The 12951-nt window shown below is 64.5% G+C and carries 17 protein-coding genes; 11 read left to right on the top strand and 6 right to left on the bottom strand.

The window, feature by feature from the left end; all coding sequences use genetic code 11:
* The first annotated feature begins 24 nt into the window (after positions 1-24).
* Complete coding sequence (locus JCM7686_RS12460; protein ID WP_020951174.1) at positions 25-810, top strand: hypothetical protein; 786 nt, start codon at positions 25-27, stop codon at positions 808-810.
* A complete protein-coding gene (locus tag JCM7686_RS12455) occupies positions 807-1832 on the top strand; it encodes a glycosyltransferase family 8 protein (protein WP_158442361.1) in 1026 nt (341 codons plus the stop codon). The genes JCM7686_RS12460 and JCM7686_RS12455 overlap by 4 nt, the downstream gene beginning before the upstream one ends.
* 47 nt (positions 1833-1879) lie before the next feature.
* Here the strand turns inward: JCM7686_RS12455 and JCM7686_RS12450 are convergent, their stop codons facing one another.
* Together JCM7686_RS12450 and JCM7686_RS12445 are read right to left on the bottom strand one after the other, a co-directional pair.
* On the bottom strand, positions 1880-2104 hold the full coding sequence (locus tag JCM7686_RS12450) for a DUF1150 family protein (protein ID WP_020951172.1): 225 nt from the start codon (positions 2102-2104) through the stop codon (positions 1880-1882).
* Positions 2101-2526: an Hsp20 family protein gene (locus tag JCM7686_RS12445; RefSeq protein WP_020951171.1), complete on the bottom strand. Its 426-nt coding sequence runs from the start codon at positions 2524-2526 to the stop codon at positions 2101-2103. Before JCM7686_RS12445 ends, JCM7686_RS12450 begins: the two co-directional genes overlap by 4 nt.
* A gap of 165 nt (positions 2527-2691) precedes the next feature.
* Between JCM7686_RS12445 and JCM7686_RS12440 the strand changes: the two genes are divergently transcribed.
* Genes JCM7686_RS12440 through JCM7686_RS12430 form a run of 3 tightly spaced genes read left to right on the top strand, consistent with a single transcriptional unit; the run spans position 2692 to position 4492 of the window.
* Complete coding sequence (locus JCM7686_RS12440; protein ID WP_041527892.1) at positions 2692-2910, top strand: YdcH family protein; 219 nt, start codon at positions 2692-2694, stop codon at positions 2908-2910.
* Positions 2911-2967: 57 nt separating this feature from the next.
* Positions 2968-3453 carry a 5-(carboxyamino)imidazole ribonucleotide mutase gene (gene purE, locus JCM7686_RS12435; protein WP_020951169.1) on the top strand — a complete coding sequence of 162 codons (486 nt, stop codon included), beginning with the start codon at positions 2968-2970 and terminating at the stop codon, positions 3451-3453.
* A complete protein-coding gene (locus tag JCM7686_RS12430; RefSeq protein WP_020951168.1) occupies positions 3446-4492 on the top strand; it encodes a 5-(carboxyamino)imidazole ribonucleotide synthase in 1047 nt (348 codons plus the stop codon). The genes purE and JCM7686_RS12430 overlap by 8 nt, the downstream gene beginning before the upstream one ends.
* Here the strand turns inward: JCM7686_RS12430 and cobD are convergent.
* On the bottom strand, positions 4489-5448 hold the full coding sequence (gene cobD, locus JCM7686_RS12425; RefSeq protein WP_020951167.1) for a threonine-phosphate decarboxylase CobD: 960 nt from the start codon (positions 5446-5448) through the stop codon (positions 4489-4491). The two genes, JCM7686_RS12430 and cobD, sit on opposite strands and share 4 nt — an antisense overlap.
* A gap of 256 nt (positions 5449-5704) precedes the next feature.
* On the opposite strand from cobD, the gene JCM7686_RS12420 reads away from it, so the two are divergent.
* The 5 genes from JCM7686_RS12420 (at position 5705) to JCM7686_RS12400 (ending at position 8724) form a co-directional block, all read left to right on the top strand.
* Positions 5705-6208, top strand: a complete 504-nt coding sequence (locus tag JCM7686_RS12420; RefSeq protein ID WP_020951166.1) for a type III secretion system chaperone family protein — start codon at positions 5705-5707, stop codon at positions 6206-6208.
* 97 nt (positions 6209-6305) lie between these two features.
* A complete protein-coding gene (gene proC / locus JCM7686_RS12415) occupies positions 6306-7115 on the top strand; it encodes a pyrroline-5-carboxylate reductase (RefSeq protein ID WP_020951165.1) in 810 nt (269 codons plus the stop codon).
* Positions 7112-7468 (top strand): tRNA-binding protein, encoded by a 357-nt coding sequence (locus tag JCM7686_RS12410; protein ID WP_020951164.1) that lies wholly within the window; start codon positions 7112-7114, stop codon positions 7466-7468. Before proC ends, JCM7686_RS12410 begins: the two co-directional genes overlap by 4 nt.
* Complete coding sequence (locus tag JCM7686_RS12405; protein ID WP_020951163.1) at positions 7468-8418, top strand: 2-hydroxyacid dehydrogenase; 951 nt, start codon at positions 7468-7470, stop codon at positions 8416-8418. The genes JCM7686_RS12410 and JCM7686_RS12405 overlap by 1 nt, the downstream gene beginning before the upstream one ends.
* Before the next feature lie 72 nt (positions 8419-8490).
* On the top strand, positions 8491-8724 hold the full coding sequence (locus tag JCM7686_RS12400; protein WP_051201563.1) for a CsbD family protein: 234 nt from the start codon (positions 8491-8493) through the stop codon (positions 8722-8724).
* Positions 8725-9061: 337 nt separating this feature from the next.
* Here JCM7686_RS12400 and JCM7686_RS12395 read toward each other — a convergent pair whose 3' ends face one another.
* Complete coding sequence (locus tag JCM7686_RS12395; RefSeq protein ID WP_020951161.1) at positions 9062-10198, bottom strand: amidohydrolase family protein; 1137 nt, start codon at positions 10196-10198, stop codon at positions 9062-9064.
* 156 nt (positions 10199-10354) lie between these two features.
* Between JCM7686_RS12395 and JCM7686_RS12390 the strand changes: the two genes are divergently transcribed.
* Positions 10355-11314: a magnesium transporter CorA family protein gene (locus tag JCM7686_RS12390; protein WP_020951160.1), complete on the top strand. Its 960-nt coding sequence runs from the start codon at positions 10355-10357 to the stop codon at positions 11312-11314.
* Here JCM7686_RS12390 and JCM7686_RS12385 read toward each other — a convergent pair whose 3' ends face one another.
* The gene (locus JCM7686_RS12385; RefSeq protein WP_020951159.1) at positions 11315-11830 is read right to left on the bottom strand and encodes a GNAT family N-acetyltransferase; all 516 of its coding nucleotides are present in this window, start codon (positions 11828-11830) and stop codon (positions 11315-11317) included. It lies immediately after the preceding gene.
* 150 nt (positions 11831-11980) lie between these two features.
* Complete coding sequence (locus tag JCM7686_RS12380) at positions 11981-12649, bottom strand: DUF1045 domain-containing protein (protein WP_020951158.1); 669 nt, start codon at positions 12647-12649, stop codon at positions 11981-11983.
* Between the last annotated feature and the right edge of the window lie 302 nt (positions 12650-12951).

Below are 12951 nucleotides of genomic sequence, written 5' to 3'. Positions count from 1 at the left end.
CCACATGCGCCTTGAGGAGCCCAGATGTCCGAGCCCGTCCTCATCCTGACGATGAAATGGGGCACGCTTTACAGTGCCGACGATGTGAACCGGCTGGCCCGGCAGGTCCGCCGCAACCTTGCCCGACCCCATCGCTTTATCTGTTTCACCGATGACGCGGTCGGGTTTGAGCCGGGGATCGAGGCCTTTCCTCTGCCCGAGCTGGGCCTTCCGCCCGGCAATGGCGATACCCGTTGGCGCAAGCTGGCGCTGTTTCAGCCCGATCTCTTCGGGCTTCAGGGGATGGCGCTGTTTCTGGATCTCGATCTGGTTGTCGTGCGCGATCTTTCGCCCTTCTTCGAGCTGCCCGGCACCTTCATCGGCATTCGCGACGATGATCTGTTCCGCCCGAAACCCCTGCGCAAGCTGCGCCCGACGCGGGACCGCTTTTTGCATATGGTCGCGAATACCTCGGTCTTTCGCTTCACCGTCGGCGGCTTTGGCAGCATCTTGCAGGGCTATCTGGCCGCGCCGGGCGAGATCGCGGCGCAATATGAGCATGAACAACAATTCGTCAGCGCCGAGCTCGACCGCAAGGGTCAGCTGTCCTACTGGCCCAAAGGCTGGTGCGTCAGTTTCAAGAACGATTGCGTGCCGCGCCATCTGCTGAGCTATGTCAGCGACCCGAGCCTGCCCGAGACCGCGCGCATCGTTGTCTTTGCCGGCAGTCCCAAGATGGATGACGTGTTTTCGGGCAAAGGTGGTAAATGGTATCGTCGGATCGGCAAGATCGACTGGCTCGAACAGGCGTGGCAGGGCAAAAGCGAATGACATCTTCCGAGGCCATGGACATGCTTCATATCGTCACCGGATCGGATAACAATTACATGGCCGGGGTCATGGCGCTGATCGCCTCGACCGCCTTTCACAATCCCCGCGTGCGCTTCACCGTGCTGGATATGGGGATTGCCGAAGACAATTGTCGCAAACTGGCCGAGCTCGCGACCCGGCTGTCCCTGCGCATCGACCGGATTTCCATCGAGGCCTCGCGCTTTGCCCATCTGACGGTGCGCCGCGCTCATTTGAACCGCGCTGCCTATATGCGCCTGCTCATCCCCGAGCTGCTGCCCGAGGACGATCGTCTCGTCTATATGGACAGCGATATGATCGTGGTCGATGACCTGTCCGCGCTGATGCAGGTCGAGCTCGGCGATTGCCCGATTGCCGCCGTGGCCGATCCTTCGCCCGCCCCGCGAGAACTGGCCGCGACCGGGACTCGGCTTGGCGAATATGTGAACTCGGGCCTTTTGGTGATGAATCTGCCGGTCTGGCGCGCGGAAAAGCTAAGCTGCCGCTGCCTCGAAATCCTGTCCGACCCCAAGGCCGCTTGGTATTGCGAGGATCAATCCGCGATCAATATCGTCTGCCGCGACCGGATCGTGCTCTTGCCCGCGCAATACAACATCTATGCCAATCTCCCGACCTATAAATGCGTCGAGGAGCTGCCGAGCCGGATCTCGGTTCTGCATTATGTGGTGAATGTGAAGCCTTGGATGTGGAATGTGGCTTTCGGCGAGATCTGGCATTTCCACGCCGGGCGCATTGCCGACCTCATGCCGCCGCCGCATCGCCACAACTGGCGCCAGAAGCTGCGCCGCGTCGAGGCCGCGCGCCGCAGTGTCTTTGGTCTGCTGTGCGGAAAGCGAAAATACTGGAAGCGCCGCAGCACGGCCAAGGCCATCCGCAGCCAGATCGTCCTGCCCTATCTTGCGAAGGCCGGAGCCAATCCGGCGGGTTTTGGCGACAAGTTTGGCGCTGCCGGTTGCGACAGAGTTATGCCAGCGCGCAACTGAGACGCGCTGGCAAGGCTCGGTTTCGTCAGCGACGCGCGCAGCATTGCTTAGTGAACGCTGACCGGGCTCATTTCGTTTTCACGCGCCAGCATGAAGGCGAGCCCGCGATCTTTCACCAAAGCGATCCGTTCGCCATCGGCACCATGAACGGCATAAAGCGCCTCGACGCCTTCGACCTGATCGCGCACATCCTGCGGCAAAGTCGCAACCGCGACGCGGCGGATATAGACGGTGTTGTCCGTTTCCTGGCTGAAGTCGAACTTCGTATTCATTGCGATCCCCTTTCTTTGCGGCTGATCGGGATGGTCTGGACAATGCTGTCGGGAACAGAGCGTCTGAGGTCGATGTTCAACAGGCCGTTTTCGAGCCCCGCCGCAATCACCTCGACCCCGTCGGCCAGCACGAAACTGCGCTGGAAGGCGCGCGACGCGATGCCGCGATGCAGGAACACCCGGCTCTCATCGACCTCGGCCTGACGGCCGCGAATCACGAGCTGGCGTTCCTCAAGGGTGATCGACAGATCCTCTTCCGAGAAACCGGCAACCGCGAGAGTGATCCGAAAGCCATTCGCCCCAACATGTTCGATATTATAGGGCGGATAGCCTTCCGCGCCCTTGGCAGCGCGTTCGGCCAGACGTTCCAATTGGTCGAAGCCCAGAAGGAACGGATGGGTGGCCAGTGAAATCTTCGTCATCTGCTCTAGTCCTTTGCAGCAAAGCGACTGTCGGCCGGACCCCTGATTGGCAATCCGACCCTGCCAATATGTGAGCGCAGACGGCGCCGAACAAGATGCGGCCTTGCAGTTAACCGGCCGAAACGGGCAGTCTATAAACAGCCATAAGCAGTTCGAGGCCAGATGATGACGTCCCAGCACGAAATGTCTCCGGAAGAGATCCACCGCGCACGACTTGCGGTGCTCAAGCGCGAGCACCGCGATCTCGACGAGGCGATCATCGCGCTGACCAGCCAGACGCTGACCTCCTCGCTGACGCTCCAGCGGCTCAAGAAGCAAAAGCTGGCGCTCAAGGACCGGATCTCGCGGATCGAGGACGATCTGACGCCCGATATCATCGCATGATTGCGTGCACCGTTCCCGCGCGTTAAGGCCGGGGCACGGATCGAATGAGGGCAAGCGATGGACAAACCGGTCGGAATCATCATGGGCAGCCAGTCCGATTGGCAGACCATGCGCGAGGCTGCAAAGATTCTCGATGAGCTCGGGGTCAGCTATGAGACGAAGATCGTCAGCGCGCATCGCACGCCCGACCGGCTCTGGGATTACGGCAAGAGCGCGGTGTCGCGCGGGCTCAAAGTGATCATCGCGGGCGCGGGCGGGGCGGCGCATCTGCCCGGCATGATGGCCTCGAAAACGCGGGTGCCGGTGATCGGCGTGCCGGTCCAGACCAAGGCGCTTTCGGGCGTCGATTCGCTTTATTCGATCGTTCAGATGCCCAAGGGCTATCCGGTCGCGACTATGGCCATCGGGGCGGCGGGTGCCGCCAATGCCGGGCTGATGGCAGCGGGCATTCTCGCGATCACCGATGCGGCTTTGGCCGAGCGGCTGGACGCCTGGCGCGCGGCTTTGTCCGCCTCGATCCCCGAGGAGCCCTCCGATGACTGAGATCCTGAAACCCGGCGCGACCATCGGCATTCTCGGCGGCGGCCAATTGGGCCGGATGTTGTCGGTTGCCGCAAGCCGTCTGGGCTATCGCAGCCATATCTATGAGCCGGGTGCCGCGCCTGCGGGCGATGTCGCCTATCAGGTCACCAACGCGCCCTATGAGGACGAGGCCGCTCTGCGCGCCTTCGCCCAATCCGTCGATGTCGTGACCTATGAGTTTGAGAATGTGCCGACCTCGGCACTCGATCTCATTGAAAGCCTGCGGCCCATTCGCCCGAACCGCAAGACGTTGGCAGTGTCGCAGGACCGGCTGACGGAAAAGGATTTCCTGAGCTCGATCGGGCTCAAGACCGCGCCTTATGTGGCGGTGGAGAGTGCTGAAGGGATGGAGGCTGCGATTGCCGCCGTTGGCGCCCCTTCGATCCTCAAGACCCGCCGCATGGGCTATGACGGCAAGGGCCAGATCCGCATCACCGAACCCGGTCAACGCGACTGGACCGGTGCGCCTTCGGTGCTGGAAGGTTTCGTCGATTTCTCGGCCGAGATCAGCGTCATCGTCGCGCGCGGTCAGGACGGGCAGGTCTCGGCCTTTGATCCCGGGCTCAATGTCCACCGCGAGGGCATCTTGCGCACCACGACCGTGCCGAGCGGCCAGCCGAATGGCGTTCTGACCGATGCGGTGCTGATTGCCGCGCGCATCGTCAATGCGCTTGATTACGTCGGCGTCATGGGGGTCGAGCTGTTCGTGACCGCCTCGGGGCTGATCGTGAACGAGGTCGCGCCGCGCGTCCATAACTCGGGCCATTGGACGCAGGGGGGTTGCGCGGTCGATCAGTTCGAGCAGCATATCCGCGCCGTGGCCGGTCTGCCGCTTGGCGATGGCAGCCGCTATGCCGATGTCGAGATGCAGAACCTGATCGGCGATGATGTCGAGCAGATCCCGGCCTTGCTGAAACAGCCGCGCACCCAGATCCATCTTTACGGCAAGGGCGAGGCACGCCCCGGCCGCAAGATGGGTCATGTGAACAAGGTGCTCTAAGCCTTCAAAGCGTCTTGCAGCCGCGCGAATTCCTCGCGGCTGCCAGGCAGACCCAGACGCAGCCAGCGCGGGTTCCACGGGAAGATGCGGCTCCAGATGCCGCTACGCGCGAGCCGCTCTTGCATCGCGCTGGCATCCTCCAGATCGTAAAGCCGGAAAAGATGCGTGCCGCCGACAAAGCCGCAGCCCGCTTGCGTCATGATCTGGTCGAGATGGGTCGCGGCCTCGGCCAGCCAGACCACCGTATCCTCGGCCCAGCCCCGATCTGCCATCGCCGCCGCGCCGATTTCCAGCGCGGGGCCGCTGACCGCCCAAGGCCCGGCCCGGTCGCGCAAGCGGCGCGTCAGGCCCTCATGTCCGACGACAAAGCCCAGACGCAGCCCGGCCAGACCCCAGAACTTCCCGAAAGAGCGCAGCACCGTCACATTGGCGGGCGGCGCATCGGCGATTGAGAGATCGGGGCGGGGATCGGCGAAGCTTTCGTCAACGATGAGATGGCCGACATAGCGCGACAGCTCGGCAATCTCGGCAGGCCACCAGACGCGGCCATCGGGATTGTTCGGATTGACGATCACCGCCAGATCGGCGCCGTGCAAGGCCGCGACCGTGGTCGGCGCATCGACCTGCCAGCCCGCCGCGCGCAGGCTGGCTGCATGCTCGTTATAGGTCGGCGAGAGCACCGCCGCGCGCCCGCGCGGCAGCAGGCGCGGCAGCAACTGAATGCCCGCCGAGGCGCCCGACAAAGGCACGACTAGCGCCGGATCGCAGCCGAACCAGCCCGCCGCGACCTCTTGCAGCCGGGTGAAAGCGGCCGCTGTCGGCAGGGCCTGCAAGGCATGATCCGAGATCCCTGCGACCGGCCAGGGCCTGCGATTGATTCCCGTCGAGAGGTCGATCCAGTCCGCCCCCCCGAATCTTTTCGCGGCTTTATCGATATCTCCGCCGTGATCGCGCATTTTCGCCCCTCCATTTGCGATTTCTTGAACAGGGGGGCGGGGAAAACTTCAAGCGAACTGTTGAAGGCCTGTGGATGGAATCGACAAAGCTGTGGATTGCGCCCGCAGCTATCTGCCTGTCATGGAAATTTCGCTTTACAGTCCGGAACTTCAAGAACACGATATTTAGTAGCACGACGGCATCAAAACGCCGGGTGTAGTTGAAGCTACCAATGGTTGGGGGATCTTCCCCGCCATCGACAGCAAAGGGGCAGGCATGGCGCAGCTCGAGCAGTATATCCATAGCGATGAGATCGATCCGATCGACATCGTCGAGACCGTCGCGACCCATCATGATTGGGATTTCGACCGCGTTGCCGAGGACCAGATCGCGATGTCGGTCGAGGGCCAGTGGCGCAGCTATTCGCTGACCCTCGCCTGGTCGGCCCGTGAGGAGGTGCTGCGTCTGATCTGCACCTTCGACATGGACCCGCCCCGCAAACGCCTGCCCAAGCTCTATGAGCTGATGAACCTCGCCAATGATCAGGTCTGGGACGGCTCCTTCGCCTTCTGGCCCGAGCAGCGGCTGATGGTCTGGCGCTACGGGCTGGTGCTCTCGGGCGAATCGCTGGCAACGCCAGAGCAGATCGACCGCATGATCCGCAGCGCGATCGAGAATTCCGAGCGCTATTACCCCTCGTTCCAGCTCACCTGCTGGGGCGATGCCGAGCCGGCTCAGGCTCTGGACATCGCGATGGCCGAGGCCTACGGACGGGCCTGAGGATGCGGCCTGAGCGCTTGGCCTGAGCGCGCATCAGGATGCCCGGTCTCAGGGCCGGGCCAGTTGCGCGGGGGAAGCGCGTCGATTGGGGGGACAGATGGAACTGGCAAAGCTGAATGAACGCGGGCTTGTGCTCGTTGGCTGTGGGAATATGGGCGGGGCGCTTCTGGACGGCTGGCTCGACGGTGGTCTCGACCCGCGTAAGGTGGGGGTGATCGATCCCAACCCGCGCGCCGATCTCGCCGGTCTTGGCATTGCCGTGAACGCGGATCTGCCCAAAAATCCCGCCGTGCTGATGATCGCCGTCAAGCCCCAGATGATGGCCGAGGTCTTGCCGACGCTTCAGGCGCGGGTGGGCGCGGATACGCTGGTCCTGACCTGCGCGGCGGGCACGACCATCGCCGCTTATGAGGCGGCTTTTCCGCAGGCGCCGGTCGTGCGCACCCTGCCGAACACGCCCGCCGCGATCCGCAAGGGCATGACCGCGATCGTCGGCAATGCCCGCGCGAGCGCCGCCGATCTCGATCTCGCGGAGGCGCTGATGGCGGCGGTGGGCGCGGTGGTGCGGCTTGCGGGCGAGGATCAGATGGATGCGGTGACCGGCCTTTCGGGCTCGGGCCCGGCCTATGTCTTCTATCTCATGGAGGCGATGGCGGCGGCGGGCGAGGCCGAGGGCCTGCCGCGCGAGATGGCGCTGGAGCTCGCGAAGGCGACGGTTGCGGGCGCGGGCGCGCTTGCGCTTGCGAGCGACGAGCACCCCTCGGTCCTGCGCCAGCGCGTGACCTCTCCGAATGGCACGACGGCGGCGGGACTCTCGCAGCTCATGGACCCCGAAACCGGGCTTGAGCCCCTGATGAAGCGCACGGTGGCGGCGGCGACCGCACGCGGGCGGGAGCTTGGCAAATGAGCGAGACCGCGCCCGGGCGCCAGATCGCCTATGATGATTTCGCCGCCGTCGACATCCGCGTCGGCCGCATCACCCGCGCCGAGCCCTATCCCGAAGCGCGCCGCCCGGCGATCAAGCTCTGGATCGACTTCGGCCCCGAGATCGGCGAGCGCCGCTCGTCCGCACAGATCACCGCGCATTATGATCCCGAAACTTTGATCGGCAAACAGGTCATGGGCGTGGTCAACTTCCCGCCGCGCCAGATTGGCAAATTCATGTCCGAGGTTCTGGTGCTGGGCCTGCCCGATCCCGATGGCGAGGTCGTGCTTCTGGTGCCGGACAAGGACGTTCCCGTTGGTGGAAGGATGTATTGATGAAGCTTCTGGTGACCCGCCGCATGACGCCTGCGGCCGAAAAGGCGCTGGCTGCGCGCTTTGACTGCGATTTTCAGGATGTGACCGCCGGTCTGACGCCGCAAGAGGCCCGGCAGGCGCTGGCCGATTACGATCTGATCCTGCCGACGCTTGGCGACCGCTTTACCGCCGAGGCCTTCGAGGGCCCGATCCGCTGCCAGTTCGTGGCGAATTTCGGGGCGGGTTACAACCATATCGACGTCAAGGCGGCAGCAGCGGCGGGGGTGCCGGTCTCGAACACGCCGGGCGCGGTTACCGATTCGACCGCTGATATTGCACTGACGCTGATCCTGATGGTGGCGCGCCGCGCGGGCGAGGGCGAACGGCTGTTGCGCGCAGGCGCATGGACCGGCTGGCAGCCGACCCAGCTTCTGGGCACTCATGTCAGCGGCAAGACCGTCGGCATCATCGGCATGGGGCGCATCGGCAAGGCGATCGCGCAGCGCTGCCATTTCGGCTTTGGCATGCGGGTGATCTTCTTCAACCGCTCGCCGGTCTCGGCCTTGGGCTTTCCCGCCGAGCAGATCGACGATCTCCATGACATGCTCGCTCAGGCCGATTTCGCGGTTGTCGCAGTGCCGGGCGGGGCCGAGACGCGCCATTTGATCGGGGCCGCCGAAATGGCGCGACTGGGGCCGCAGGGCTATCTCATCAATATCGCGCGCGGCGATGTCGTCGAAGAGGCCGCGCTGATCGCCGCGCTTGCAGAGCGCAAGATCGCCGGTGTCGGGCTCGATGTCTTCGAGCGCGAGCCGATTGTGCCCGAGGCGCTGCGGGCCTTTGAAAATGCGGTGTTGCTGCCCCATCTGGGCACCGCCGCCGAGGAGGTGCGCACGAGTATGGGCATGATGGCGCTCGACAATCTGATCGCCTTTGCCGAAGGGCGCGCCGCACCCAATCGCGTGAACTGACCGCTGCTCGGGGAACCGTGCGCGATGCCGCGCGGTTCGCCCATAGGCCGCTGTCTGGCCGGAGGGAAGGCGATGGACTGGGATGTGATCGAGCGCGAATGGGATCGCGTGAAACTGGTGCTCATGGAAAAATGGGGCGCCCTGAGCGCGGCGGAAATGGCCGAGGTCGCGGGCCAACGCGACAGGCTTTCGGCGCTGTTGCAGGAAAAATATGGCTGGAGCCGCTCGGAGGCCGATGAAAAGCTCGGCGATTTCGCGCGCCGCCATGACAACGGCAGGGACACCACGCGCGACCGGCTGGTCTAGGCGCAGGTCTACAGTCAGGCGCGGCGAAAGCGGGTGCGGTTTGGCGGGCCGCGATCGCTGATCCACTCCCCGGTCAAATTCGCGCATACTTCATCAGCGCATGGCAAGACTGCGATGCGAGCGGTTTGGGGCAGATTGTGAAGAAGGCCACATGAGGATCTTTTCAGATCCGAACTGATGAATACCAGACAAAAAGGGAGGATGCTCCCGGGCGCATCCTTAGCCTTTGCTACTCGTTACTGGGCACTGGTTACTCGTTACACGACACATCTAATCAATGCGCCATGGGCTGAGAAGTTCCCCAGGAAACACAAATTGGTTAACGTTTCCAATCGCCTCACTCGGCGGCGGTCGCCCGTTGATCGGGGCCGCCCAGAATGGCATCGAAGCGCGCTTTCGCCTCGCCCTCGGCATAGGCCAACCGGCCCGCGCAGATCGTCGCCTCGACCTGACGGCTGTCGCGGCGGATGATGACCAGATCGGCGCGCCGCCCATGATCGAGCGTGCCGCGATCGGCGAGCCCACAGATTTCAGCGGGCCGCGACGAGACCAGCGGCCAGATCTTCGGCAGTCCCGCCAGATCCGCGCCGGAAAGCGCCAGCGCGCGTTGGGCGATCTCTGCGCCTTCCCCGCGCGAGACCAATCCCGAGACCATGCCCGAGCGGATAAGATCATTGGCCAGCGCGTCACTGCGCGGCGCCAGCAGGACGGGATTGTCCATCGCGCGCGCCACTGCGGCGGCGGAATAGGAGAGCGGGCAGGTGGCGAGCCGCGCGCCGATCATCGAATAGGTCTCGCGGACATCGCCGCCGGCGTCGTCCAGACTGCCATAGCTGCCGCCGATCGCATCCATCGCCTCGGCGACCCGGCAGAGATGACGCGGGATCTCGCGCAGATGGCTTTGGACCGCATCAAGCGCCGCGCTGAGGCCTGCCGCGCTCAGGCCGAACTGGCGGGCGGCCTCCTCAAATCCGGTCGGGTTTTTCAGGCGCAGATCGACCAGCGCCTCGCGGCGGTTCTCGAAATAGATGAGCTTGGGGCGATGCTGGCCGATCAGATCAATCAGCCGCGCGCCGTCACTTGTGCGCGAGACCTCGACCCGCAAGGCCGGGCGCAGATCGACCGGGCCACTGGGATGGTTCATCGCGATCAGCAGGGCCGCCGTGCGCGCCGCACCGTCGGGTCCGAGGTTCCACGACCAGGGCAGCGCGATCCAGCCCGTCGTGATCCCGGCCTGAGCCGCCGCAACCTGCTGCGCGCGCAGCAGCGTCGTCGGCGTCGAGGGCGCGGTCATGGCCGGAATTTCTCCCATCAGATCAATGATCCCGGGCAGGATCAGATAGCCGTCAAGCTCGACCGCGGGCAGGGGGCCTTTGCTGATGCGCCCCCGCTCGATCGCCACCGAGCGCTGTCTGAGCTCGCCGTCGCGCAGGATCGTCGCGCCGGTCAGGCGCAGGGGAGGAAGCTGCCGCATAACGACCTTCGGTGGCGGGACGGTGAACTGCCCACATCTTGCGCAAAAAGTGTGAAATGCGCGTGACAACACGGCGCGCGGTCAGGGGAAAGCGCGCTTGACCCTCCGGGCAGGCAGGTTACGCAGGAGGGGCGATGCGCAAGCCGGAGGATGCCGATGCTGAAAGCCTATGTTCCCGCCGAAAAGGGCCTTGCGCTGTTGCCGCCCGAAACCGATCTGGCCGCTGCCGTCTGGATCGACCTTTTCATCCCCGATCCCGACGAGATCGCGGCGATGGCGCGGCTTGGCGTCGAGGTGCCGACGCTCGAGGATATGGAAGAGATCGAGATCTCGAACCGGCTCTATCTCGAGGGCGAGACCGCCTATATGACCGCGATGGTGCCGGGGCAGGACCTGCGCGGCCATTCCATTCTGGGTCCGGTCACCTTCATTCTCTCGGCGACGCGTCTGGTCACGGTGCGCCATCACGAGCCGCGCTCTTTCGCGACCTATCCGACCCGCGCCGATCAAAGCTCTTGCGGCGTCGGCTCGGCCGAGCGGATCTTTGTCGGGTTGAACGAAGAGATCGTCGCGCGGATGGCCGATCTGCTTGAAGGTGTGGGGAGGGTGCTAGAACAGACCTCGGGCGAGATTCTGGGCAAGGCGGAAAACTCATCGGATCAAGAACTGCGCGGCGCATTGGTCACGGTTGGGCGCAATGCCGAATTGGTCAGCCGGGTCCGGCTCTGCCTGATGACGCTCGAGCGGATGCTGACCTTTCATCTGCCGGTGATCGAGCGGCGCAGCGAGGCCGCGAAGCTGCGTCCCAATCTCGCGGCGATCCAGCGCGATATTCACGCGTTGCAGGTCCATTCCGATTTTCTCGATGCGCGGGTGACGCTGGTCGTCGATGCGACCATGGGCATGATCAACCTGCGCCAGAACACCACCGTGAAGATCCTCTCCGTCGTGGCTGCGCTCTTCATGCCGCCGACCCTGATTGCCAGCGTCTACGGCATGAACTTCGCCCATATGCCCGAACTCAGCGCGCCCTGGGGCTATGAAACCGCGCTCGCGCTGATGGTCGCCTCTTCGGTCGCGACCTTCCTGCTCTTTCGCTGGAAGAAATGGCTTTGATCAGCCCGCAGGCGTCGAGCGCGCATCGAGCGTGAGCTGCAAAAGCGCGAGATCGAGCCAGCGCCCGAATTTCATCCCGACCTCGGTCAGCACGCCCGCGTCGCGAAAACCAAGCTTGCGGTGGAGCTCGATCGAGCCCTGATTGCCCGCCTCGATCGCCGCGACCATGGCATGTTTGCCAATCGTGCGCGCGCGCTCGATCAGCGCCACCATCAGCGCCTTGCCGATCCCCTGACCGCGCGCATCGCGCGCGACATAGACCGAATGCTCGACGGTGTGGCGATAGCCGTCAAAGGCGCGCCAATCGCCGAAAGAGGCATAGCCCAGCACCTCGCCCGAGGCCCCGGTCGCGACCAGAACCGGATAGCCCAGACGGGTGCGATCCTGCATCCAGGCCAGACGGTTCGCGGCATCGACGGTGCTGTCGTTCCAGATCGCGGTCGTGGTGCGCACCGCGTCATTATAGATCTCGGCGATTGCCGCCACATCCTCGGGGCTCGCATCCCTGACCATCATTGCCGCTCTCCGCCATTGCTTCTGATCGGGATGGGGGCCGTGGGGGCGCAAGGCAAGGTCCAGCGTCCGCCCGTGCCGCGCGCCCGGCCCGTTGCCCGCAGGATCTGCCCGATGACGTGGCATCTGCCACTTTATCGGGCAAAGCCTAGGTCAGCCGAGCGCGACCTCTTCGACCAGCTCGAACTGGCGATCCGGGCGCTCGATCACCAGCGCGAGTTTCGAGACCGGCATCGGTGCTTCGATCAGCGCGCCGAGCGGGCCCGACAACCGGGCCTTCAGCGCGTCACCCTCTTCCTCGGTAATCGGGCCCGAGAGGGTGAGGTGATAGTGGAAAAGTTCGAGCACATGGGGATAGCCCCAGCGGTCGAGATGGTTGCGCGCCGCATCGCTCAGACGCTCTGGCTGGCGGCGGGCGCGATCCTCGGCGCTCAGCGCGGCGCGGAAGCGGTCGAGCTCTTGCACCAGATCGGCCTCGAGCGCATGCAGGGCAGAGGGCTGATGCTGCGGGCGCAGGCAGAGAAAGCCCCAATCGGTGACGAGCTGCATCGTCAGGGCAAGGGGACGATGGCGCGCGGCAACGGTGCGCAACGCGGCGGCCAACTCATCCGGCTTGGCGCCCTCGGCCAGCACCATCGGCGCCTTCAGCGTGGCGTGAAAGCCGTAGCGGCGCGGGATCTCCGTCAGCGCGGCGAGGGGCTTTGGCAGGCCCGTGACCTCGGGCTGGGTCCGCGTTTGGCCTGTGCGGATGTCCCAACCGAGCCAAGCGCTGCCCCAATCTCCAAGCGGGTCTTCGGGAAGGTGGTAAACCGCATAGCGCATTTTTGTCTCCGTCTCTCCGCCGGGGCGGGTGGTGATGGGCCCGCCGCTGGCCCACCGCTGAGCCATCCCGCGCGGCGGAGGGGCCAGATCGGGCGGGCTTTCGCAGATCGGCAGGCCGCGAGGTCAGGCCGTTCGGATGGACTGCGATTGTAACAACCATAGGACGGTCGGGCGGGTCTTTTGCCAATCGCGCCGATCACCTGACAGGTGCCGCCCCGAAAAAAGCAAAAACTTCATCCCTTTGTCAAACCCTTGTCAAACCGGGTCGCGGGGCAGGCGCCGCCTTCCGCCCCGGGTCAGAG

The organism is Paracoccus aminophilus JCM 7686 (assembly GCF_000444995.1).
Classification (GTDB): Bacteria; Pseudomonadota; Alphaproteobacteria; order Rhodobacterales; family Rhodobacteraceae; genus Paracoccus; species Paracoccus aminophilus.
The sequence above is the reverse complement of the archived record's forward strand: the minus strand, read 5'-3'. Positions and strand labels throughout refer to the sequence as shown.

Excerpts from the sequence above, each read along its gene's own strand:
- JCM7686_RS12460 (WP_020951174.1), top strand. The coding sequence starts at position 25 with ATGTCCGAGCCCGTCCTCATCCTGACGATGAAATGGGGCACGCTTTAC.
- JCM7686_RS12455 (WP_158442361.1), top strand. The coding sequence starts at position 807 with ATGACATCTTCCGAGGCCATGGACATGCTTCATATCGTCACCGGATCG.
- JCM7686_RS12450 (WP_020951172.1), bottom strand. The coding sequence starts at position 2,104 with ATGAATACGAAGTTCGACTTCAGCCAGGAAACGGACAACACCGTCTAT.
- JCM7686_RS12445 (WP_020951171.1), bottom strand. The coding sequence starts at position 2,526 with ATGACGAAGATTTCACTGGCCACCCATCCGTTCCTTCTGGGCTTCGAC.
- JCM7686_RS12440 (WP_041527892.1), top strand. The coding sequence starts at position 2,692 with ATGACGTCCCAGCACGAAATGTCTCCGGAAGAGATCCACCGCGCACGA.
- purE (WP_020951169.1), top strand. The coding sequence starts at position 2,968 with ATGGACAAACCGGTCGGAATCATCATGGGCAGCCAGTCCGATTGGCAG.
- JCM7686_RS12430 (WP_020951168.1), top strand. The coding sequence starts at position 3,446 with ATGACTGAGATCCTGAAACCCGGCGCGACCATCGGCATTCTCGGCGGC.
- cobD (WP_020951167.1), bottom strand. The coding sequence starts at position 5,448 with ATGCGCGATCACGGCGGAGATATCGATAAAGCCGCGAAAAGATTCGGG.
- JCM7686_RS12420 (WP_020951166.1), top strand. The coding sequence starts at position 5,705 with ATGGCGCAGCTCGAGCAGTATATCCATAGCGATGAGATCGATCCGATC.
- proC (WP_020951165.1), top strand. The coding sequence starts at position 6,306 with ATGGAACTGGCAAAGCTGAATGAACGCGGGCTTGTGCTCGTTGGCTGT.
- JCM7686_RS12410 (WP_020951164.1), top strand. The coding sequence starts at position 7,112 with ATGAGCGAGACCGCGCCCGGGCGCCAGATCGCCTATGATGATTTCGCC.
- JCM7686_RS12405 (WP_020951163.1), top strand. The coding sequence starts at position 7,468 with ATGAAGCTTCTGGTGACCCGCCGCATGACGCCTGCGGCCGAAAAGGCG.
- JCM7686_RS12400 (WP_051201563.1), top strand. The coding sequence starts at position 8,491 with ATGGACTGGGATGTGATCGAGCGCGAATGGGATCGCGTGAAACTGGTG.
- JCM7686_RS12395 (WP_020951161.1), bottom strand. The coding sequence starts at position 10,198 with ATGCGGCAGCTTCCTCCCCTGCGCCTGACCGGCGCGACGATCCTGCGC.
- JCM7686_RS12390 (WP_020951160.1), top strand. The coding sequence starts at position 10,355 with ATGCTGAAAGCCTATGTTCCCGCCGAAAAGGGCCTTGCGCTGTTGCCG.
- JCM7686_RS12385 (WP_020951159.1), bottom strand. The coding sequence starts at position 11,830 with ATGATGGTCAGGGATGCGAGCCCCGAGGATGTGGCGGCAATCGCCGAG.
- JCM7686_RS12380 (WP_020951158.1), bottom strand. The coding sequence starts at position 12,649 with ATGCGCTATGCGGTTTACCACCTTCCCGAAGACCCGCTTGGAGATTGG.